Source organism: Pirellulales bacterium (assembly GCA_019636345.1).
In the GTDB taxonomy this organism is placed as follows: domain Bacteria; phylum Planctomycetota; class Planctomycetia; order Pirellulales; family Lacipirellulaceae.
This window is the reverse complement of sequence record JAHBXQ010000006.1, coordinates 126,437-147,366: the sequence shown is the minus strand read 5'-3', so window position 1 is coordinate 147,366 and position 20,930 is coordinate 126,437. Positions and strand designations below refer to the sequence as shown.

19 protein-coding genes are annotated in these 20,930 nt (G+C 65.1%); 10 read left to right on the top strand and 9 right to left on the bottom strand.

All coding sequences use genetic code 11. The annotated features are described in order from the left end of the window. The first annotated feature begins 17 nt into the window (after positions 1–17). Complete coding sequence (locus tag KF688_15170) at positions 18–1,517, top strand: glycoside hydrolase family 13 protein (protein ID MBX3427017.1); 1,500 nt, start codon at positions 18–20, stop codon at positions 1,515–1,517. Between the two features lie 293 nt (positions 1,518–1,810). Beyond that, positions 1,811–3,256, top strand: coding sequence for a hypothetical protein (locus tag KF688_15165; GenBank protein MBX3427016.1), 1,446 nt, complete (start codon positions 1,811–1,813; stop codon positions 3,254–3,256). Between the two features lie 17 nt (positions 3,257–3,273). On the opposite strand, the gene KF688_15160 is transcribed toward KF688_15165, so the two are convergent. The 5 genes from KF688_15160 to KF688_15140 form a co-directional block, all read right to left on the bottom strand. Then, positions 3,274–4,761: an aldehyde dehydrogenase family protein gene (locus KF688_15160; GenBank protein MBX3427015.1), complete on the bottom strand. Its 1,488-nt coding sequence runs from the start codon at positions 4,759–4,761 to the stop codon at positions 3,274–3,276. 231 nt (positions 4,762–4,992) lie between these two features. Beyond that, positions 4,993–6,141 carry an NF038122 family metalloprotease gene (locus tag KF688_15155; protein ID MBX3427014.1) on the bottom strand — a complete coding sequence of 383 codons (1,149 nt, stop codon included), beginning with the start codon at positions 6,139–6,141 and terminating at the stop codon, positions 4,993–4,995. A 171-nt stretch (positions 6,142–6,312) separates the two neighbouring features. Next, the gene (locus KF688_15150) at positions 6,313–7,290 is read right to left on the bottom strand and encodes a GNAT family N-acetyltransferase (protein ID MBX3427013.1); all 978 of its coding nucleotides are present in this window, start codon (positions 7,288–7,290) and stop codon (positions 6,313–6,315) included. A gap of 168 nt (positions 7,291–7,458) precedes the next feature. Continuing rightward, positions 7,459–8,394 (bottom strand): lysophospholipid acyltransferase family protein, encoded by a 936-nt coding sequence (locus tag KF688_15145; protein MBX3427012.1) that lies wholly within the window; start codon positions 8,392–8,394, stop codon positions 7,459–7,461. 110 nt (positions 8,395–8,504) lie between these two features. Further along, positions 8,505–9,572 (bottom strand): Gfo/Idh/MocA family oxidoreductase, encoded by a 1,068-nt coding sequence (locus tag KF688_15140; protein ID MBX3427011.1) that lies wholly within the window; start codon positions 9,570–9,572, stop codon positions 8,505–8,507. Here KF688_15140 and KF688_15135 point away from each other — a divergent pair. The 3 genes from KF688_15135 to KF688_15125 all read left to right on the top strand — a co-directional run bounded on the left by KF688_15135 (position 9,571) and on the right by KF688_15125 (position 12,413). Next, on the top strand, positions 9,571–10,197 hold the full coding sequence (locus tag KF688_15135) for a tRNA (cytidine(34)-2'-O)-methyltransferase (protein ID MBX3427010.1): 627 nt from the start codon (positions 9,571–9,573) through the stop codon (positions 10,195–10,197). The two genes, KF688_15140 and KF688_15135, sit on opposite strands and share 2 nt — an antisense overlap. 333 nt (positions 10,198–10,530) lie before the next feature. Further along, positions 10,531–11,409, top strand: a complete 879-nt coding sequence (gene murB / locus KF688_15130) for a UDP-N-acetylmuramate dehydrogenase (GenBank protein ID MBX3427009.1) — start codon at positions 10,531–10,533, stop codon at positions 11,407–11,409. Between the two features lie 44 nt (positions 11,410–11,453). Next, positions 11,454–12,413 (top strand): hypothetical protein, encoded by a 960-nt coding sequence (locus KF688_15125; GenBank protein ID MBX3427008.1) that lies wholly within the window; start codon positions 11,454–11,456, stop codon positions 12,411–12,413. A 30-nt stretch (positions 12,414–12,443) separates the two neighbouring features. On the opposite strand, the gene KF688_15120 is transcribed toward KF688_15125, so the two are convergent. Next, on the bottom strand, positions 12,444–12,656 hold the full coding sequence (locus KF688_15120; GenBank protein ID MBX3427007.1) for a carbon storage regulator: 213 nt from the start codon (positions 12,654–12,656) through the stop codon (positions 12,444–12,446). A 226-nt stretch (positions 12,657–12,882) separates the two neighbouring features. Here KF688_15120 and KF688_15115 point away from each other — a divergent pair, with 226 nt between their 5' ends. Together KF688_15115 and tsaE are read left to right on the top strand one after the other, a co-directional pair. Continuing rightward, positions 12,883–13,833, top strand: coding sequence for a thiamine-monophosphate kinase (locus tag KF688_15115; GenBank protein MBX3427006.1), 951 nt, complete (start codon positions 12,883–12,885; stop codon positions 13,831–13,833). A gap of 42 nt (positions 13,834–13,875) precedes the next feature. After that, the gene (gene tsaE, locus KF688_15110; protein MBX3427005.1) at positions 13,876–14,355 is read left to right on the top strand and encodes a tRNA (adenosine(37)-N6)-threonylcarbamoyltransferase complex ATPase subunit type 1 TsaE; all 480 of its coding nucleotides are present in this window, start codon (positions 13,876–13,878) and stop codon (positions 14,353–14,355) included. Positions 14,356–14,445: 90 nt separating this feature from the next. Here tsaE and hslU read toward each other — a convergent pair whose 3' ends face one another. Both hslU and hslV read right to left on the bottom strand, forming a co-directional pair. After that, complete coding sequence (gene hslU / locus KF688_15105) at positions 14,446–15,780, bottom strand: ATP-dependent protease ATPase subunit HslU (protein MBX3427004.1); 1,335 nt, start codon at positions 15,778–15,780, stop codon at positions 14,446–14,448. 55 nt (positions 15,781–15,835) lie between these two features. Continuing rightward, positions 15,836–16,369, bottom strand: coding sequence for an ATP-dependent protease subunit HslV (hslV, locus tag KF688_15100; GenBank protein MBX3427003.1), 534 nt, complete (start codon positions 16,367–16,369; stop codon positions 15,836–15,838). 131 nt (positions 16,370–16,500) lie between these two features. Here hslV and KF688_15095 point away from each other — a divergent pair, with 131 nt between their 5' ends. Both KF688_15095 and KF688_15090 read left to right on the top strand, forming a co-directional pair. Next, positions 16,501–17,100 (top strand): isochorismatase family protein, encoded by a 600-nt coding sequence (locus KF688_15095; GenBank protein MBX3427002.1) that lies wholly within the window; start codon positions 16,501–16,503, stop codon positions 17,098–17,100. Between the two features lie 318 nt (positions 17,101–17,418). Then, positions 17,419–18,561, top strand: coding sequence for a galactose mutarotase (locus KF688_15090; protein ID MBX3427001.1), 1,143 nt, complete (start codon positions 17,419–17,421; stop codon positions 18,559–18,561). 233 nt (positions 18,562–18,794) lie between these two features. Here KF688_15090 and KF688_15085 read toward each other — a convergent pair whose 3' ends face one another. After that, positions 18,795–19,892, bottom strand: coding sequence for a hypothetical protein (locus KF688_15085; protein MBX3427000.1), 1,098 nt, complete (start codon positions 19,890–19,892; stop codon positions 18,795–18,797). Between the two features lie 581 nt (positions 19,893–20,473). Between KF688_15085 and KF688_15080 the strand changes: the two genes are divergently transcribed. Then, positions 20,474–20,866: a response regulator gene (locus KF688_15080; GenBank protein MBX3426999.1), complete on the top strand. Its 393-nt coding sequence runs from the start codon at positions 20,474–20,476 to the stop codon at positions 20,864–20,866. Positions 20,867–20,930: the final 64 nt, after the last annotated feature.

Below are 20,930 nucleotides of genomic sequence, written 5' to 3'. Positions count from 1 at the left end.
TCGGTTTCGCTTCGCGCATGCACAGCCTCGATCGCCGTCTCGCCGAACTCCACCGCCGCCGCGTCCGCACGCCCGACTGGGTGAAGCACGCGGTGTTCTATCAGATCTTTCCCGACCGCTTCGCCCGCAGCGATCGGACCGTCCACCCGCCAGGAACGCGGTTCGCGCCGTGGGGAACCGCACCCGAGGTCGACGCTTTCCAAGGAGGCGACCTCCGCGGAATCGTCGACAAGCTCGACTATCTCAGCGAGCTGGGGGTGAACGCGCTCTACTTGAACCCGATCTTCGCCTCGGCGTCGACGCATCGCTATCACACGTTCGACTACCTGCGGGTCGATCCCCTGCTGGGCGGGAACGAAGCGCTGCGCGAGCTGCTCGATGCCGCCCACAGCCGCGAGATGCACGTCGTGCTCGACGGCGTGTTCAACCACGCCAGCCGGGGTTTTTGGGCGTTTCACCATATCTTGGAGACCGGGGGGAACTCGCCGTATCTCGGCTGGTTCCACGTCCACGGCTGGCCGTTGAAACCGTATCCGAATGAAAAGGGAGAGACCCCCAACTACTCCTGCTGGTGGGATCTGCCGGCGCTTCCCAAGTTCAACACCAAGAACCCCGCGGTCCGGCAATACCTCTTCGACGTGGCGCGACATTGGATCGACTTCGGCATCGACGGCTGGCGACTCGACGTGCCGGCCGAGATCGACGACGACGACTTCTGGCGCACCTTTCGCCAAGTCGTCAAAGCGGGAAACCCGGAGGCGTACATCTGCGGCGAGATTTGGCACGAGGCGCGCCGCTGGTTGCAAGGAGACCAATTCGACGGGGTGATGAACTACGTGATCACCGGCCCGCTGGTCAGCTTCTGCGCCGGCAAGACGTTCCGCAACGACAACGTTCATCCTCATCTGCACTTCGCCCCGATCGATGCACCGCAGTTCGCCGCGCTTCTCGATCGCATGTACGGCTACTACGACTGGGAAGTGAACTTCGCCCAGATGAACATGCTCGACAGCCACGACATGGCCCGGCTGGCGTGGATCGTCCAAGACCCGACCGCGCAGCGGCTCTGCGTGCTGCTGCAGATGACGCTGCCCGGGGCGCCCTGCGTGTATTACGGCGACGAAGTCGGCCTCGCCGGCGCCAACGACCCCCACTGTCGCGAGGCGTTCCCCTGGCATCATCCCGAGTCGTGGGACGGAAGCCTGCTGCAGTTCTACCGCGAAGCGATCGGACTGCGGCGCGACCACGAAGCCTTGCGAATCGGATCGCTCAGAAACCTCCACGCCGTCGGAGGTTCGTACGTAATGGCTCGCACAGCAGAACGCCAATCAATCGTCGTTGCAGTGAATGCTGACGAAGTCGCAGTCAGCGCAGAAGTGAAGCTTCCCCCGGAACTGCAAGGAATGTATCGCCAGATTTGGCCCCGCATGGGGGCCGCCCAACTTGACGGCTCGCTCGGAGTTCTCGCGCTGGAGCTTCCTTCTCGCACCGGGACTGCCTGGGAGTTGACAAGGTGAGAGCTTGTTATTGCGCGAAGTGAACAGTTGACTCGCGGTCCCGAACAGGCCCCCGGCCGCAAGCTGCAGTCTGCGGACGAGTTGGCGCCGCTCGCTTCAATTCTGTATGTTGAATGCGTTGACGCCGTGCAACGAATGCTGTCTCTTCGGGGACGAACGTGGTCGAGTCGCAGTTCCTTGTCTGCCGTACGCCTAAAACTGCGTGGTGCGCCATCGTCCTGCTGGCGACGGTCGTCCGTGGCGCCGCCGCTCAAGGCGACGACAGGTTGCCGACTCTTCAGGCGTCTGGCCCTGTGCAACTCGACTGGGCCTTCCCGCTGATCGGCCGATCTCCTGTCGAGACGCCGGAAGCGTTGCTCAAGGCGACGGTTGGACGAAATCCGACTTACGAGTTTTACGGTCCGCAGCAAGGCGATGCAGAATTACGGCCCTTGGTCGTCTTCGTTTCACCCGACGACCGCGCCGTCGGCTGGGAATTCTGCAAGCCGTTTTGCCTCGAGCGCGAAGCCATCTACGCAGGACTTCTGGAGCAAGGGAACGGACGACCAATTCCGCGTCGGGTGCAGGCAACGCTTGCCGTACTCGAAGATCTGCGATCCCGATACCGCATCGATCCCGACAGGACTTATCTTGCTGGTTTCTCCGGAGGCGCTCACGTAGCCTGCCTGATCGCGTTCGCGCTGCCCGAATACTTCGGCGGGGTCGTATGCTTGGGAAACGCCGCAACCCCTCCCGTATCCCCGGCTCAACGAACTCGCGTCGCCCGCCGCTTGAGCATTGCCGTCGTCTGCGGCGCCCGCGATCCTCAGGCGCCGGCCATTGAAGACCTCTATGCGCCTCTCTGGGAAGTCACCGGAGTTCGAACGGAGTCGACGCTCGTCAGAGGGCTGGCTCATCGAATGCCGCCGCCGGATGTCGTAAGCGACGCGCTGAGTTGGCTCGATGACGACGCCGGTCGTCGACGCGAGACCGCTGCCAATTCTCTCTCGCTTCGCATTGCCGACGCGCCCTCACGCGATGAATGGGCCGCGAGGCGACTCGACGATGCAAAGCGGCTGATTGCAGATTCCGCCCCCGCATCGATCGACGCAGCAACGCTGGAACTCCGCGCCATCGTCGAGCGCTGGCCCGACGTTCCGGCGGCGACGACTGCCGAGATAATCCTTTCCGAACTGGCGAGTCGCGCCGACCGCCCTTGGGAAGCAATACGGCAGGCCGAAGAGGCCAAATGGCTGAAGCATCAAGCCGAGGGGTACGACCGGCTTGCGTTCGACGGGCGTCCCGCTGCTCGTCGAACGCAAGCCCGCTCGGCCCAGCACGCGATTCGTCTATGGAACGAGTACCGGCGCCAAGCGGTTGATCCTCAGGCGATTGCTCACGCCCGAGGCCGGATCGCCGAATTGAGTAACCGCCTGACGGCAGTGCCCCCAGAGTCGCAAGCGATCCCATTGAAGCAATTTCGCTTGGCCATGGAGGGAGACGTCACGCTTGGACAAGCGATCGACTGCCTCCGACAAGCTCTTGTCGCCGTTGGCTATGAGTTGCAAGTCGACGAATCGGAGTTGCGCGCGGGCGGCGCCGATTTTGACTCTGTCTTCCGTCCTCGCATCAAGGCCGGAACGCTCGACGACATTGACCGACGATTTTTCCGTCGCGCCGGCGTCCGCTTGCAACGAGTCGGAACCGTCGTCAAGCTGATACCGCTCGCAACGCCCAAAGCGGAACAACCGGCCAAGTAATCGACGAGGACAAGTCGTTATCCCAGCTTCATCGTCACCGTCTTCGACTCGGTGTACGCCCGCAGGCCTTCTTCGCCCAACTCGCGACCGATGCCGCTGTGCTTGAAGCCTCCGAACGGGGCCGCCGAGTCGAACACGTTGTAGCAGTTGACCCACACGGTGCCGGCCCGCAGATGGCTGGCCAATCGGTGGGCCTTCGACACGTCGCGCGTCCAAACGGCCGCGGCGAGGCCGAAGTCGCTGTCGTTCGCTCGGCGGGCGATCTCCTGGACGTCGTCGAATTTCAGCACGCTGAGCACGGGGCCGAAGATCTCCTCGCGTGCAATCCGCATCTCGTCGGTCACCCCGGCGAACAGGGTCGGCTCGACGAAGTATCCTTCGTTGCCGGACCGCTTGCCGCCGGTGACCAGTTTGGCGCCGTCCTGTTTGCCGAACTCAACGTACTTCAGGATCTTGTCGAACTGGGCCTGATCGACCTGCGGGCCCTGCTCGGTTGCGGGGTCGAACGGGTCGCCGACTTTGCGGCTCTTGTTGAGCGAAGCGAGCCGATCGCACACCTCGTCATAGGCCTTGGCCTGGACGTACAGCCGGCTGCCGGCGCAACAGCATTGCCCTTGGTTGAAATAGAGGCCGAAGTGCGACCCGTCGATCGCTTGGTCAAGATCGGCGTCCGCGAAGATGATATTGGGGCTCTTGCCCCCCAGTTCGAAGGTGAGCCGCTTGACCGTATCGGCGGCGGCCCGTTGGATGATCTTGGCGGTCGTCCCCTCGCCGGTGAAGGCGATCTTGTCGACCCCCGGGTGCTCGACCAGCGCGGCCCCAGCCGTGGGACCGAAGCCCGGCACGACGTTGATGACTCCGTCGGGGATGCCCGCCTTCTGGGCGAGCCGAGCCAGCCGCAGGCAGGTCAGCGGCGTCTGCTCGGCCGGCTTCATGACGATCGTGCAACCCGCGGCCAGCGCCGGGCCCCACTTCCACGCGACCATCAGCGCGGGGAAATTCCATGGAATGATCTGCCCGACGACCCCCACCGGCTCGCGCTTCGTGTAGACGAACAGGTCGTTGTCCACGGGGATCGTGGCGCCGTGGATCTTGTCTGCCCAACCTGCGTAGTAGCGCAAGCACTGGATGACCAGCGGAATGTCGGCGGCGCGGGAGTCGCGAATCGGCTTGCCGTTGTCGAACGTCTCGAGCGCGGCCAGTTCTTCGGCCTCTTGCTCGACGAGGTCGGCCAGCTTGTACATCAGATGCGCCCGGTCATGGGCCGGCATCTTCGACCATTCTCCCCCGTCGAACTGGGCGCGGGCCGCGTCGACCGCGGCGTCGATGTCGGCCTTGTCCCCCTCGGCCACCTGGGCGATGACCTCTTCGGTCGCCGGGTGGATCGTCTCGAACGTCTTGCCGCTGGCCGCGGGGACCCACTTGCCGCCGATGAAGCACTGGGTCTGACGAATCTGCGGACGGGGCACCTTGGCGGACTTCTTAGGTTCGGCGACCGTGGCCATGGCAATTCCTCCTGCCGGCGAGAGAAAGGGGCAATGCGAGAATGGGCGACGAGCGCGCGACGCCGGCAAGCTTGCCCGGGCGTCGCGCGAGACTGACGCAAAAGCTAGCCCGTAATTGTAGCAGAAATCGCAGCCAATAGGTCAATCAGCATGCCGGCAAAGTCTTCGTGCGCGAGATGCTGCTCGAGGTGGCTCCGTAGCGGCTGCCGATCTCGGCGCCTCTCAGCCGTCTCATAAGGTCTCGTTTGTGCCGCGTCTTCGCCGGAAAATGCCGCCGACATGACTCATTCCGACAAGACCTGCGACGCCGGCCGCCATGAGATAGGCTCGAGCTTCCGGGATCGCGACGACCGAAAACGAGATCTCGTATCCGATGAGATCGAGCGCCCGAGCGTCGTTGGCGGAGATGCCGACGATCTGACCGGGCGCCAGCGAGGGACCCAGCAACCCAAGCCCGAGATTGTCTTTCCAATGGCTCGCTTGCCGCCCGTCGCCTTGGGTCAGCCCGGTCGCCATCGGGATCTCGGCGAGCGCGCCGTCGGCGCCGAGGATTTGATCAAACACGGCGCTGACGCCCGGGACGAGCGATCGGGGATTCGACGAGAACTCGGCGACCGTCTCGGGGTCGTCGGAACCGCCGTCGGCGAACCGAAACATGTCGACCGTCGTCGGCCGCACTTCCGAGGACGTGCCGCCGAGACTCATCACGACGTCGATGAAGTCGACGTCGGAGAAGAAGCCCAAGATATGTCCGATTTCGTGCGCGGCGACCGACTCGAAATCAAAAAACCCCGGGGCGACGCCGTCGCTGTTGTCGTAGTCAAAGCTAAAATCGAGGTTGAACTCGATCGACCCGTCTGAAACGCCAAAGGTCTGGTCCAACCCGACAAAGTTGAGGGCTTTGGCGTTCGCCTTCGTGAGCTGCAGATTGCCGTCGGTCGCGAATCCGTCCGGCAACGTAAAGCTCGGCGTCGTCGGCAATGCCGCGACGACGGCGTCGTCCGGTTCATCGGCGGCGTCGGCGACCATCGCATTGCGAATCGTGGCGAACGGGGCGAACAATCGCACGGCGCTGGCAGATCCCAGCACGCCGGCTCCAAGCGATCCGAGATCCGCATCGATCGTCACGACGATCGGATCTGAGATCAACGCCTCCCAGCGCGCCGCAGCCCGCTGGAAAGCCTGCAGGGCCGGGAGATTCTCCGCCAGCGTCGCCCCGGCATTGATGACGATTTGAAACGCGCCGAGTTGACTGGGCTCGCGGGGGGAGAAATCCAGCGCCAATTCGGCGGACGCACGCCCCTGAATCGCCGCTAAGCACAAAGCCCCGGCCGACGCCAACCGTCTCCACAGCCGCCAATCAATATGCCAAGGAGTCATCGATGCCGCACAAGAACTGGGGCGAACACAACCGCGCTCAGGAATGGGAACCGGCGAGGGAGGCGAGAGTGCTCCCTCATCGGAATAGGATAATTCCCCGCACGGCCCCTTGCCACTGCGGGAAATCGCGGGGCGAATCGGCATGCCGCGCCTCAAACACGCCGACGCAACTCAATGATGAACGCCGTTTGCCGCCGGTCCGCCTTGCCGAAACACCGCCCCTTCATCGACGCAAGTGAAGCCCAAGGCGTCGTAGAAGGCCAAGGCCGCTTCATTCGTGGCCATCGTCTGGGCCTCGACGATCGCCACGCCGCGGCGGCGCAGCACGCGCAAAGCCTCGCTCAGCAGGTACGTGGCCGCTCCCTGACGTCGGTGGGTCGGTTCGACGTACAGTTCGAACAACCCCGCCGTGCACATTCCCCAGCCGGCCGACATCGGCTGCACGTCCCAGAACGTGGCGGTCGCGATCGGCGTGTGCCGATACCGATCGATGAGTTGGAACCGGTCGCGCTGCAGGCAGCCCCACACGCAGGCCTCCCACCAGTTGCGCGCGCGGGGGTCAAGCACCTCGATGAACTCGGTCGTCCTCTTGAGAGCCCGCAACTCGCGCGAGACAGGAGGCCGGAAGCGCACAAGATCGCACTGCAAGATGCGGACTTGGCCTGCCTCGCGATAGCCTCTCGCGAGCGCGGCGCGCTGCAGCATCGCGTCGCTGCGCAGCACGCCGGGAATTTCGCTGCCGCCGTACAGTCCCAGATAGAACGAATTCAGGGGCTGAATGCCCCCCGCGTACAGCACCGTCGCCCCGCGACCGCGGAGATACTCTTCGCTGGCGCTGAGCAACGCGCCGGCGAGCGCATCGTCCTGCGACCCGCCGTGGAGCATGAGCATATGCGTCGTGCCGAGACTCGTATCGAGCGCCGTCCCCGACTCGTTGGGCCCGAAGCCGGCGTGCACGAATCCGCGCGGCCGACCGTCCTGCGTGGCGACGATCAGGCCGTTGCGATCGAAGTGCATCTTCGAGAAGACGCCGAACTCCAGGATCGGCGCCGACACCTGCTGCAAAATTCCCCGCTGCGGCGGTTGGCTGCGCCAAATCTCCGCGAGGTGCGGCGGGTCGGTATTGCGAAAGGGTCGGAGTTGAAACACAACCGTGGCCTAGACAGCGTGCGCAGCGACTTCAAGAGTCGCCTCTGATTCTATCCTATCGGCGGGACTCCGCGCGGCAACGCGCGAAGCGTCTCTGGGCCGGCTCGGCCCGGCGTGAACCCGCGATTATCGCATACAATTGCAGCGCGTGGCAAGCGAGACGCGCAGTCAGGCTGCGACCGGCTCTGCCTGACGCCGGCGTCTTGCAGGCGGAGTCCCTTTCCACCGTCGATGTACCCACCAGTACTGGTCGGGAGCGCGGCGGATCAGCCGCTCCAACCCAGCCGAGTACCACCTGAGCATCTCGGGCACGCCGCGGTGCGAGAACGCCGGGGCGGCAGGATCGACCAAGTCGGCGACCGCCAGCTCGAAGCACAACGGGCGCCCCGTGCGGAGCGCCGCACAGACGGCCGTGGGAGCCTCGCTCCCCAGGGTGAACAGGGCCACAGCCTTGTGGGTCGAGGCCGGGCGGCCGAAGAATTCGACCCACGAAGCCCCGTCGCCGGCGTGTTGATCCCCCAACAGCGCGAGCGTTTCCCCGGCGGTCAGCAACTCGGCGATCCGCTGGCCGCTGCCGGCTTTTTGCAACATGTACTGTCCCGTGGCCCCGCGGAAGCTGTTGATCCAGCGGTCGACGAAGGGGTTGTCGATCGGCCGAGCGATTGTGTGGGTCGGAAACCCGTGGAGGCCGAGCAGATAGCCCCCCATCTCGAAATTGCCCAAGTGCCCGGAGAGAATCACCAGCGGCCGGCGGTCGAGCATCCGGCGGGCCATGATCGCCAGATCGGGGATTCGCGAGTAGTCGCGCCAATTCGTGCGGTGAAGCTTGCGGGGGGCATGGGCGATCTCGGCGAGCATCACCAACAGATGCTCCCACATTCCCAGCGCAATGGCCGTCCGCTGGACGGAATTCGCTGCGGGGAAGGCGATCGCAAGGTTCTCCTCGACGACGGTACGTCGCAGCCGCATGACGTGCCACAGCAGCCATGCCCCGTGGCGGGCCAGCCGCTGGCAGGCCTCGATCGGCACGGCCTGCAGCACGCACACCGCGCTGCGCACCGCCAGATACGCGGCGTAATCGAGAACCGTTTTCCCCAGCGACACAGTCCGCAACTCCCAGCGGCCCACGGATTCGAGCGACCGGGATTGTCGCGAAAATCGCCGCGTCGGGGAAAGGCCGGTTTCCGCGGCGATTCCCGCCGGGCGGCTGCGGCTCAGGCGAGCTTGGGGTCGCTCGTCAGCGGCAGATTGACCGCCTTGCCCGAGCGAGCCGACTTGTAGATCGCCAGGATCAACTCGACCGGAATTCGCCCGGCCGCGCCCCCGACGGCCGGTTCCGTCCCCTTACGAATCGCGTCGACGAAGTTCTGCATCTGCATCGCGTGAGCGTGGTGGCCGATCGCCGCCGGGTCGGCCGCCCCGCCGCCGGTGCTCTTGCGGCTCGCCATTTGGGCGTGAACGGCGTCGTCGCCCCGGGTCTTCTTGGCAAAGTCCCACCGCACGACATCCTCCTCTTCCAGCACAGCGGTCCCTTGGTCGCCGTGAATCTCGATCCGTTTGAGATAGCCCGGGTAGGTCGCCGTCGAGGCCTCGATCACTCCGAGGGCGCCGTTGGCGAACCGCACGACGGCGGTCGCGGTGTCCTCGACTTCGATCCGCTCGTGGGCGAGCGTGGCCGTGTAAGCCTGCACCTCGATCGCGGGTCCCATCAGCCACAGCAAAAGATCGACTGTGTGAACCGCCTGGTTCATCAGCGCCCCGCCGCCGTCCAGCTTCCACGTGCCCCGCCAAGCGCCGCTGTCGTAATACTGTTGCGTACGGAACCACTTGACGTAGGCGTCGCCCAGGGTGACGCGACCGAATCGCTTGCCGTCGATCGCCTTTTTCAGCAGCTTAGCCGAGTCGTGAAACCGCGACGGGAAGATCGTCGCCAACTTGACTCCGGCCTCATCGCACGCTTTGACGATGGCGTCGCATCGCTTCAGCGTGATTTCGAGCGGCTTCTCCACGAGCACGTGCTTGCCCGCCCTGGCCGCGGCGACGGCTGGTTCCATGTGGGCGCCGCTGGGCGTGGCGATCGTCACGGCGTCGACCTTCGGGTCGGCCAGCATCGCCTCCAGCGAGTCGTACGGAGCGCACCCGACCTCTTTCGCGAAATCGGCTGCGCGTTCGCCGTTCTTGTCAAAGCAGGCCGCCAGTTTGGCCCCGCGGACGTCGGCCAGCGCTCGCGCGTGAAACCGGCTGATCATTCCCGTGCCGATGATTGCAAATCCAAGAGGCATGATCGATGTTAAAGCTCGAACCAAGGAAAAAAGCGGACAAGGGTCGGCGACTCGCGCCCAGGGGCGAGCCGCCCATTATGCGCTACGCCCCCGCGACCGTCAGGACTCTGCCGAGGAAAACCGCGTGAACAACGAGCAAGTCGCCGATCGCGGCCAATACTCGCCACGGTGGCATGTGGTCCTGTACCAGCCGGAAATTCCCTACAACACCGGCAGCGTCGGCCGTACGTGCGTCGCCGTGGGAGCGAAGCTGTGGTTGGTCCGGCCGCTGGGATTTCGGGTCGACGACTACTACCTCCGCCGGGCCGGGCTCGACTACTGGCAGTTTCTCGAATGGGAGGTCGTCGACGATTGGCCGACCCTTGTCGCCCGGCTGCCGATCTCCCGTCACTGGTATTTCACGAAACACGGCGAGCGGCCCCTCGCCGAGGCTCGGATCGCAGAGGGGGACGTGCTGGTCTTCGGCCGCGAGTCGACCGGCCTGCCGGAGGAGATCCGCAGCGGGGCGCCTGAGCGTTGTCTGCGGATCCCGATCCGGTCGGCGGTCCGTAGCCTGAATCTCTCGAACACCGCAGCAGTCGCGCTGTTCGAGGCGGTCCGCCAGCGCGGGGGCGAGGTGACGTAACGCCGCCCACGGCGGCACGCTCTTGTCTTTCGGGGCGAAAGCGCTCCGTCTCCGGATCGAACGGCTTTGCGACCGCTGAACAAAACTTGAGAAAAATCTCGGGGCATCCGGCGTGCCGCGGGAGCCCCCGGAGTTCCGGATCGCTACGAACCTCACGACAGCGAACCCGCTCACGTCGCCGGGGTCCCGCCGACGACAATGCCGACAGCGCCCGCAGCCCGCCCGAATCCCGTCGATTGCGGGGGACTGGGGAATTTGGGTCCTGCCGAATTGACGCTTCGCGAGGAAACAGTCACGATAAGTGCCGCTTCTCATCGAGGGGATAGTGCCGCAATGACGTTGGTGAGCGGATTTGAAAAGATCGTTCGGAAGCAGGTCCCCCTGGCTGACCGCACATGGTTGGGCGTCGGAGGCCCTGCCGAGTTCTACGCCGAGCCCAACACGCTCGACGAGCTCGCTGCGCTCGTGCGCCGTTGTCGCAGCGAGGACGTCCCGATCCGCTTGCTGGGCGGGGGGTCGAACCTGCTCATCCGCGACGAAGGAGTCGCGGGGATGGTCGTGTCACTGACCGCCGCCGAGTTCTGCAGCATCCGCATCACCGGCAGTCGGCTGACCGCCGGCGGCGGCGCCAAGCTGGCCCACGCCATCAGCGAGACGGTCCGGGCCGGCCTCGGCGGGCTTGAGCCCCTGGTGGGGATCCCCGGCACCATCGGCGGGGCCCTCCATGGCAACAGCGGCACGCGGGGGGGCGACATCGGTCAATGGTCCTGTCAGGCCCGCGTTCTCACCCGCGCCGGCGAAATCCACGTCCGCGAGCGCGAGGATCTCGTGTTCGCTTACCGTCAAAGCAGCCTCGACGAGTTGGTGATCCTGACCGCCGATTTTCAGTTGGAGCCGGACGACCCGGTCCAGCTCACCAAGCGGATGCAAAAGCAGTGGATCATCAAGAAAGCGTCTCAGCCCCTCTCGCATCAGGCGATGGCTTGCGTCTTTAAGAACCCCCGCGGCATGAGCGCCGGAATGCTCATCGACCAGGCGGGGCTCAAGGGGACGCGCGTCGGCGGCGTTGAAGTCAGCAGCCGCCACGCGAATTTCATCGTGGCCGACCCCGGCTCGTCGAGTCAGGACGTCCTGCGATTGATCGACCTGATCCGCAGCCGCGTCGCCGAACGTCTGGGCGTCGAGCTCGAGACGGAACTGGAGATCTGGTAAGCGAAGATTAGCGCCTCACACTGGCAACGCACGGAGGCGTTGACATGGCCACCATCGTCACCCGCGACAAGCCGCGCCCCGCCGCGAGCAAGAAGTCGACGTCCGCCGCGCCGGCGACCGCCGCCGGCCTCAGGCCGCGGCTCTCGAACCGCGCCCGCGCCGCGATCGTCATGGCCGTCGGCGCCGCGCTGATGGCCGGGTCCTCGGCCCTGTGGAACCGCGTCGCCCCGAGCGTCGTCCACCGCGACCGCTACTTGCTGCCCGCCGAGCGAATCACGCTCTCCCCCGGCCCCGATTGGTTGGTCGGCGACGTCCGGACCGAAGTCATCCGCAATGCCGGGCTTGATCGCCGGCTGTCGGTCGCCGACGACCATTTCCTCCGCACGATTCGCGACGCCTTCGCCCTTAGCCCCTGGATCGCCAAGATCGACTCGGTCGAAAAGTCCTACCCGCCGGCAGTTCATCTGACCGTCGAGTATCGTGAACCGGTCGCGGTGATCGAGTTCGCGGCTCCCGCCGGGGTGCGGTTCTTGCCGATCGATCGCAACGGCATCCACTTGCCGATGCACGACGTCGCCGAAATTCGCCTCCGCTACTTGCCGCGACTGAGCGGCATCGTCGGGCAGCCCCCCGTCGGCCAGCGGTGGGACGACCCGCGCGTCGCCGGCGGACTGAAGCTGGCGTTGATGCTCGCCGGCGACTGGGAGCGACTCTGCCTGATGGAGATTGTCCCCTCGGTTCGTCCCGAAACCCGCGGCAACCACAGCGCGTTTCTGTACCGGCTGGTCACGCGCGGCGGCACACGCGTCAATTGGGGAACCGCTCCCGGCGCCCCCCTGGACGGCGAGCCCGACTTTGCCGCCAAGCTGGCTCGACTGGAAAAGTGCATCGCCGAGATCGGGCCGCTCGATTCGGTTCGCGGCCCCGACATTGTCGACGTACGCTACGAACTGGTCGTCACCCCGCGGGCAGTTCACAAGGACGACCAAGCGTTCGTCAAGTAAACGCTCTGGCCTGCTATGGCTGCGGTCGGGTCAAGGCTGCGAGTCGGTTAGCCGCTGCTCGTCGGCAAGCCGCTGCTCGTCGGAAAGCCGGAGTTCCTCGGCCAGCTCCTCGCGCATGATGGGCGTTTCCGGCGACGCTTCGATCCCCAAGCGCACGCCTGCCGCGGTGATTTTGAGCACCGTGACGGAGACCGAATCGCCGATGACGAGTCCTTCGCCAACTTTTCGGGTGACAACCAGCACGGCGGCAACTCCCTGGTCGCGGCAAAGCTGAGAAACCCGGCGGCCGGACGCCCGGCGCCGATCTCCGTTGGTCGTCACGGTAGTGCGGCCGAGTCGTTCATGCAAGCAGGTCAAAGCACGGGGTCGCCGAGATGCGTCGCCCTGGTAGGATAGAGAACTTGGCAGCACGCCGTGTTCGCCCCACGGCTCCCGCCCGCCGCCACTCGCCCCAAACATCACACGTCCGATGGAACGCGAATTCGTCGAGTGGCTTGTCGCAAACCTGCCGCCGAGTCCGCTGCTGCGGATCGGCCCCGGGGACGATGCGGCCGTTTTGGCTTGGCCGCCGGAAGGCGATCTCGTGGCGACCACCGACGCAATCACCGATCAAGTCGACTTTTTGCTCGAGGAAGTCGACCCCGTAAGGGTGGGTCGCAAGGCCCTGGGGGTCAATCTCAGCGATCTCGCCGCGATGGCCGCCGAGCCGGTGGCGGCGCTCGTGTCGCTGGTCTTGCCGCGCCGCGGGGCAGGGGGACGGTCGACGCGGGAATTGGCCGAGGCGATCTACCGCGGAATGTTGCCGTTGGCCGAGCAGCACGCATGCGTCATCGCCGGCGGCGACACGAACACGTGGGACGGACCGCTGGCGATTAGCGTCACGGCCCTCGGACGCGTCGGCCCGGGCGGAGCCTTGCTCCGCAGCGGGGCCCGACCCGGGGATCAGGTGCTCGTCACCGGGGCCCTGGGGGGGAGCCTCCTCGGCCGGCATCTCGACGTGGAACCACGCGTTCGCGAAGCGCTCCTGCTGCGCGAGCGTTTCGAACTGACCGCCGGCATGGACGTCAGCGACGGATTGGCGCTCGACGCGTCGCGACTGGCCGCGGCCAGCGGTTGCGGCCTCGTGATCGACCCCGCCGCCGTACCGATCGCCCCGGCCGCGCATGAGCTCGCGTCCCGATCCGGTCGAATGCCGCTGGACCATGCGCTGGGGGACGGCGAAGATTTTGAATTGCTGGTGACCGCCCCTGCCGTCGAGGCCGAGCGATTGCTCCGCGAGCAACCGCTCGGGATCCCCGTGACCCGCGTCGGCTGGTGCATCGCAGCACCGGGTCTCTGGCAACCCGCTGGCGGCGAAGCGTTGCAACCGCTTGCCCCGACCGGCTACCTGCACGCTGACGAACCGCCGCCCGCAACCTAACAGCCCCGACAATCGTCGTCCCGCAACTCGCATTAGTCTCCTATGAATCAGTTCCTCTTCGAATCCGTCGGCGAAGCCGAGACTGATCGGCTCGGAGCGGCCTTGGCCGCGGCGCTCCCGCCGGGAACGGTCGTCGCGCTGATTGGCGCCCTTGGCGCCGGCAAGACGCGGCTGGTCCAAGGGATCGCAACCGCGCTGGGGGTTCCCGCCGAGGACGTGACCAGCCCGACGTTCGTGCTGGTCAACGAATACCCGGGCCGAATGCCGGCGTACCACTTCGACGCCTACCGACTGCGCGACGAGGACGAGTTTCTCGAGCTCGGACCCGAGGAGTACTTCGAGGGGGTCGGGCTGACGTTCGTGGAATGGGCCGACCGCGTCGAATCGTGCCTCCCGCGCGAGCGGGTCGAAATCCGCTGCGAACCCACGGGGGAATCGTCGCGCCGGTTTCTCGTCACGGCCGTCGGCGAACAATACGCGGGGTGCGTGGCGAAAACAGCGGCAGAGATGGCAATACGGTAGGACGGTAGGACGGCAATTCATGGAAGCGGCGGCGTCACGCCGCGGGATACGCCTTGCCCTCGTCTCTCTGACCTCCGACCTCTCCCCCCCTCACAAGATATACCGGCTGAGGTCCTCGTCCTGCACGACCTTGTCGAGCCGCTGCTTGACGTACGCGGCGTTCACCTCGACGCGGCCGGTCTTCATGTCGGCGGCTTCGAAGCTTAGCTCCTCCAGCAATCGCTCCAAGATCGTGTGGAGTCGGCGGGCGCCGATGTTCTGCGTCGTCTGATTCACCTGGAATGCGTAGTCGGCCAGCGACGCGATCGCCTCGGGGGCAAAGACCGTTTCAACTCCCTCGGTCTGCATGAGGGCCGCGTATTGTCGGGTCAGCGAGTTGTGCGGCTCGCTGAGGATCCGGACGAAATCGTCTTTGGTCAGGTCCGCCAGTTCGACGCGAATGGGGAACCGCCCCTGCAGCTCCGGCATCAGATCGGACGGCTTGGTCGAGTGAAACGCCCCCGCGGCGATGAACAGCACGTGATCGGTCTTCACGTAACCGTACCGGGTCTGCACAGTGGTCCCTTCGACGATCGGCAGCAGGTCGCGTTGCACCCCCTGCCGCGAAACGTCGGCGCCGCGGCCCCCTTCGCTGGCGACCACTTTGTCGATTTCGTCGACGAAGATGATCCCCGTGCTCTCGGCCAATTCGACCGCCTTGCCGTTCACCTTCTCCTGATTGATCAGGGCCTCGCACTCTTGGTCGAACAGCACGCGACGGGCCTCGGCGACGGTCGCCTCGCGGCGCGAGACGTTCTTGGGCAGGATCTTCTCGAGCACCCCCTGGAAATCGAAGTCCATCTGATCCCCCCCGGGGTTCATGCCGGGCAGGATCATCGCTTGGGTCTTCTGCTCGACGGCGATCTCGACCGTGCGCTGCTCCAACTCGCCTGCCGCGAGCATGGCCCGCATTTTCTCGCGGGTTCGCTCGTACCGATCAGGGGACTCGTGCGAGTCGACCCCGACGTCAAACGACGCCGGCGCCGGGGCGAGCAGGTCGACCAGGCGTTCCTCGACCCGCTTCTTCGCCTCCTCTTCGACCTGAGACAGTTCCTGCTCGCGGACGATCCCGATCGCGTTCTCAACCAGTTCGCGAATCATGCTCTCGACGTCGCGGCCGTAGTAGCCGACTTCGGTGTATTTGGTCGCCTCGACCTTGATGAACGGCGCCCCGGTCAACTTGGCAAGTCGGCGGGCGATCTCGGTCTTGCCGACGCCGGTGGGACCGATCATCAGGATATTCTTCGGCGCAACTTCCTTGCGCAGCTCCTCGTCGAGCTGTCGCCGGCGCCAGCGATTGCGCACGGCGATCGCCACGGCTCGCTTGGCGTCGTTCTGGCCGACAATGTGCCGATCGAGCTCGGCGACAATTTCCCGCGGGGTCAGATTCTTCACGGCAGTTGTTCTTCAAGCGGTGTCGGAGTGCAAAGTTCGAGACAGGTCAAATCAGTTCTTCAATCGCCACGTTGCGATTCGAGTAGACGCAGATGTCGCCCGCGATGTCCAGCGAAGCGCGAACGATCTCGGCTGCGGAAAGCTTACTGTGCTGAACAAGTGCCCGGGCCGCGGCCATGGCGTAGTTTCCTCCGCTGCCGATCCCGAGAATGCCGTCGCTCGGCTGGATGACGTCCCCCGTGCCGGAGACCAGCAGCGTGTTCTTGGCGTCGACGACCGCCACCAGCGCCTCGAGCCGACGCAACGCTCGATCCATGCGCCACTCCTTGGCCAGTTCGGTCGCCGCGCGGGGGAGGTTCTGGGGATAGTCTTTCAGCTTCGCTTCCAAGCGCTCCATGAGGGCGAACGCGTCGGCCGCAGCGCCCGCGAAACCGACCAGCACGTTCCCCTCAGCGAGCTTGCGGATCTTCACCGCGTCGCTCTTCACGACGGTCTGCCCCATGGTCACCTGACCGTCGCCTCCCAGGGCGACGCGTCCGTCGCGACGGACGGTCAAAATCGTGGTCGAGCGAAACTTCATGGCGGCAAGGGGCGTGAAGGGGCGACAATGAGGGGCGAACCAAAGCGAGACGATCGCGCATTGTCTCCCACTTCGCCCCACGTGGCCAGTGGGGCGTGCAGGGGCCGAGATTCCAGGGTATGTTGAAGCCCATGAACGCTCCGACCGACAGCGCGGCCTCCGGCCTGCCCCGCAGTCCCGAACTGGCGACCCCCGCCGCGTCGCTCTTGCTGGTCGTCGACGTTCAGGAGCGGCTTCTCGCTGTCCAACCGCGAGCGCGCGAGATCGTGTGGAACGCTCGACGACTCCTCGACGGGGCGGCGGTCCTCGGGGTGCGCATTGCTGCGACGGAACAATACCCGCAGAAGCTGGGGACGACGGCTCCGCTGTTGGCCGAGCGGTTGCCGAACCCCGCGGTCGAAAAGCTGGCGTTCAGTGCGGCCGCATGCGGCGAGTTGTGGGCCCCGCTCCCCGGCGCGGGAATCGACCGCGTCGTCCTGTGCGGCATCGAAACGCATGTTTGCGTCCAACAAACAGCGCTCGACCTGCTGGCCGCGGGCTACCGCGTGCTGGTCGCCGTCGACGCGGTCGGCGCCCGATTCGACCTCGATCACGCAACCGGCTTGCGCCGCATGGAAGCAAGCGGCGCCACGCTGACGACGACCGAGTCAATCCTGTTCGAATGGTGCGAGCGGGCCGGAACCCCCGAGTTCAAACAGGTCAGCTCCTTGGCGAAAGAGACGATGAAGTAGCCTGCGCTCCGATATAGTCGCCCCCGGGAGCCCCGGAAGAAGCCACTCTCCCTGCCGTCCGCGTCAATCTGAATCCATCTGCACTCCCGATCGTTGTTCCCCTTGGCGGATCCGATAGGGAACCATGCGAGTCGGATCGGACATTGCGATTCTCTTGCTCAAATCGTATTCGCGAGCTTTGGTGCACGGCGCAGGCCGTTCCACAGCCGGCAAACAGCCTGTCGATATTCCGAAGGTGATCGGATATCCTTTCTTAATCGTCTCCAGCGCCGTCGCAACGGCGCCCTTTCGAACAACCGACCTGGGAGTCATTGGCCGATGTTCCGCTTCTCTTCGCTCGCTCTGGTCGTCGCGGCAGCTTGGTCCTTCGCTCAGCCCGCGGACGGCCACGTCCATGCCTACAAGTTCGGCGAGACCCCCGACGGAGAACTTGTGAAGGTCTACACGCTTCACAGCAACAACGGCGCCGACTTCGAGATCCTCACCCTCGGCGCCACGCTGCGCAAGGCGTCGGTTCCCGACAAGAACGGCGACATGGCCGACGTCGTGTTCGGGTTCGACAACGTCGCCGACTACCTGGGCGAGAACAATCAGTATTTCGGCTGCGTGGTGGGCCGATACGGCAATCGCATCGCCAAGGGAAAGTTCGCCCTCGACGGCCAGGAATATCAACTGGCCACGAACAACGATCCCAACCACCTGCACGGCGGCGGCGAGCGGGCCCTCTCGAAGGTCGTCTGGAAGGCGAAGCGGTTTGAAAGCGAACATTCTCGCGGCGTGAAGTTGTGGTACACGAGCCCCGACGGCGAGGAGGGCTACCCGGGCGAACTGACGATCGCCGTCACCTACACGCTCGACGACGACAACGTCCTGCGGATCGACTACGAGGCGACGACCGACAAGCCGACTGTGCTCAACCTGACCAATCACGCCTACTTCAATCTCTCGGGCGCGGGTTCGCCGACAATCAACGATCACGAGATCATGATCAACGCCGATCGCTACACGCCGGTCGACGACACGCTGATCACCACGGGCGAGTTGGCGCCGGTCGAAGGGACGCCGCTCGATTTCCGCAAGCCATCGAGGATCGGCGCCCGCGTCGACGAGCTCGGCTCCGGCGAAGGGGCCGGGTACGACCATAACTTCGTCCTCAACCGCGACGGGGTCGCCGACGGCGAGTTGGTCGTCGCCGCAGTCCTGCGCGACCCCGCTTCGGGACGCACGCTGACCGTAAGGACCGACCAACCCGGCGTGCAGTTCTACGGCGGCAACTTCCTCAAGGGCCAAACCGGCAAGGACGGCCAGACCTACGCCCACCGCAGCGGGCTGTGCCTCGAGACGCAGCACTACCCCGACTCGCCGAACAAGGAGGGGCTGGAAGGCTGGCCGAGCGTCGTCCTCCGCCCGGGCGAGACCTATCGCCACGTCCAGATCTACGAGTTCGGGGTCGAGAAGTAGGCCTGTCTTCGCATCGTGCAAGAAGGCGGGGCTTGTCAATCCTGCAGTGCTTTGCGGAGCGAGCTCAGCGAGTGAAGGAAAACACAGCGGCCCGCTGGAAGATCAACCCAGCCTGGGTCTTCGCGAGACTGGAATCGCAGCTGAATCCTTGCTCGGCCGCCCGTCGCCTAGCCCGAACAGTCGTCAGAACTGCGATCCTGCGGGAATTGCAAGCTCGCAACCGCAAGGAAGGGCTATCGACGGATCGGCGAAAAGGAAGAACGCGGGCGGAGTCGACGTCGCCAACGGCGCTGGACTGCGACGCACATGAAGGCGAGAGTCGTCGCGCTGGGTTCGGGAATGCGGGCGATGAATGGTTCACCCCGGCCCGATGGGCTGGTTGCGACACCGACGAACGTGCGACCGTCGTTGCTCACCCCGCTGATGCCATTGATGGTGTAGCCTCCTAGGTCGATGCCGTACGCGGTCAACAGATCGTCGGCCAGCACGACGCCTCGCGCCTCCGTCCACACGAACCCGAGAAGCTTTCCATTGAGCAGGCCTGCGCCGACTGCGACACCGCCGTCGGCGGAGAGGTCGGTGACGCGGCTCTGCGTCAGGCCGATATCGGCCGCGCCGATAAGCTGCATTCCATGCGCCTGGGTCCAAATGTAAGCGTCGGAGCTGCCAGGAAACGACACCTGCCCTCCCATGACGTTTCCGTCTGCGGAAAGGGCGTAGCCTTCGCTGGCTATAGCGTTCGGCGCCTGGCTGATCAGTTCGCCGACTCCGTTGACCCAGCGGGCGGCCCGATGAACGCGCGGAGTCAGTTGCGCGACTTGCGTGCCGACAATGACGCTGGCGTCATCGGAGAGTTCATAGGCGAAACCGCCCAGCGTTCCCTCGACGCGAGGGATCAATTGGAGTTGGGGCTGGCCCACGGTCCAGGTGAAAATCTCGTTGCCCATAAAGGGGTGGTAACCGTAGCCGAGCACCGTCTGCCCGTCGGCCGAAACGGCAGAGAGACGTTCGGGGGGAAAGCCTTGCGGGCCGAAAGGGACAGCTTGAAACCCGACGCCGAGAATCCATCGATAGTCCGGAGAGCTGCCGGACACGACGCCGACGATGACCGTACCGTCGGCGGACACGGCGCGGGCCGCTCCGACGGAATTGCTGATCCGCTGGAACCCGTCCATGGGCGTCCACCGGAATCCCCATTGTCCCTCGCCGCCGACGACCGTATTGCCGTCGGCCGAGACGTCAATCGCGGTGCCGTGGTTTGCGTCGGGGGAGACGCCAAGGCTGTAAAAGAACTTGCCGCTGAGCAGGGCGGCGTCGACTGAACTTGGCATGGCGGCCGCGAGAATCAGCGGCGCGAGAGAGGCAGCACAGCGAGCGACGGGCTGGGCAGCGCACTTTAGAAGCCGGTGCGGAGTCAAAATCATGAGCAGCTACTCCAAGAAGAGGCCGGGCTATCCGCATGGATCATCCGGAAACCGCTTCCGACCAGTGTATCCGTCAAATACGCTCTCCTCAACTTGCGATCGTCGCGTCCGCAGTGCCGCCAGGCACGCCTGAAGCGTGACTTCCGGGCCCGAGAGCGGCCGGCAGGAGCAACAGCAGACACGCCGAAAACGGAAGGAATCGGAGACTTCGGGCTGAGGTCATGATCCCTCCGGCCAAGTTGGAGGATAGAACAAGAGCAGGTCCGCCCGCGACGAAGTTTCCTTGTCCCCCGGCCGAGAGTACCGCTGTCGGCCCCCCGCGATCCGTTCTGAATTTGCAGTTCTCGTGGGTTCCCGATGCGCATCTTGCAAAAAACCGCCCCCCCTGTATCGTGGACAGCTTCGGAATTGCCGCCCCGGAGCCGGCTCGGCTTCGCGGGCCGTCGTGCGGCGCCTGCGCCGCGACACTCAGGACGCACTACCTCGCCATGGCTAAGAAAGCTGCCGCCGCCGTTGCGGCGAAACGGATACTGCTGGTCGACGACGACGCCGAGATCATCGAATCGTTACGGCTGGCGCTCGAAGCGGAAAAGTTCGAGGTGCTCATCGCCCGCGACGGCAACCAGGGCTTGGCCCTGATCGAGCGCGAGTCGCCGGACCTCGTGATCCTCGACATGATGATGCCGAAGCGAAGCGGCTTCTTGGTCCTCGAACGTCTCAAGCGGCTGGGCGAGAAGAAGCAGCGGATCATCATGATCACCGCCAACGAGGGGAACCGCCACAAGGCGTACGCCGAAATGCTGGGCGTCGACGATTACGTCCGCAAACCCTTCCCGATGGACCGGCTGATCCAGAGCGTGAAGCGGCTGTTGGGAGAGTGACGAGGCTTGAGGCCGGCAGGCATGAGGCGACATCGGCGGGCTACCAGCCGATTTCTCGTTCGTC

What these genes read in the sequence shown, in the direction of transcription:
- KF688_15140 (MBX3427011.1), bottom strand. Translation starts at nt 9,572, where the DNA reads ATGCCTCTTGGATTTGCAATCATCGGCACGGGAATGATCAGCCGGTTT.
- KF688_15090 (MBX3427001.1), top strand. Translation starts at nt 17,419, where the DNA reads ATGTTCCGCTTCTCTTCGCTCGCTCTGGTCGTCGCGGCAGCTTGGTCC.
- tsaE (MBX3427005.1), top strand. Translation starts at nt 13,876, where the DNA reads ATGAATCAGTTCCTCTTCGAATCCGTCGGCGAAGCCGAGACTGATCGG.
- KF688_15135 (MBX3427010.1), top strand. Translation starts at nt 9,571, where the DNA reads ATGATCGATGTTAAAGCTCGAACCAAGGAAAAAAGCGGACAAGGGTCG.
- KF688_15095 (MBX3427002.1), top strand. Translation starts at nt 16,501, where the DNA reads ATGAACGCTCCGACCGACAGCGCGGCCTCCGGCCTGCCCCGCAGTCCC.
- hslV (MBX3427003.1), bottom strand. Translation starts at nt 16,369, where the DNA reads ATGAAGTTTCGCTCGACCACGATTTTGACCGTCCGTCGCGACGGACGC.
- KF688_15155 (MBX3427014.1), bottom strand. Translation starts at nt 6,141, where the DNA reads ATGACTCCTTGGCATATTGATTGGCGGCTGTGGAGACGGTTGGCGTCG.
- KF688_15085 (MBX3427000.1), bottom strand. Translation starts at nt 19,892, where the DNA reads ATGCCAAGTTCAGTCGACGCCGCCCTGCTCAGCGGCAAGTTCTTTTAC.
- KF688_15160 (MBX3427015.1), bottom strand. Translation starts at nt 4,761, where the DNA reads ATGGCCACGGTCGCCGAACCTAAGAAGTCCGCCAAGGTGCCCCGTCCG.
- KF688_15125 (MBX3427008.1), top strand. Translation starts at nt 11,454, where the DNA reads ATGGCCACCATCGTCACCCGCGACAAGCCGCGCCCCGCCGCGAGCAAG.
- KF688_15080 (MBX3426999.1), top strand. Translation starts at nt 20,474, where the DNA reads ATGGCTAAGAAAGCTGCCGCCGCCGTTGCGGCGAAACGGATACTGCTG.
- KF688_15115 (MBX3427006.1), top strand. Translation starts at nt 12,883, where the DNA reads ATGGAACGCGAATTCGTCGAGTGGCTTGTCGCAAACCTGCCGCCGAGT.
- murB (MBX3427009.1), top strand. Translation starts at nt 10,531, where the DNA reads ATGACGTTGGTGAGCGGATTTGAAAAGATCGTTCGGAAGCAGGTCCCC.
- KF688_15170 (MBX3427017.1), top strand. Translation starts at nt 18, where the DNA reads ATGCACAGCCTCGATCGCCGTCTCGCCGAACTCCACCGCCGCCGCGTC.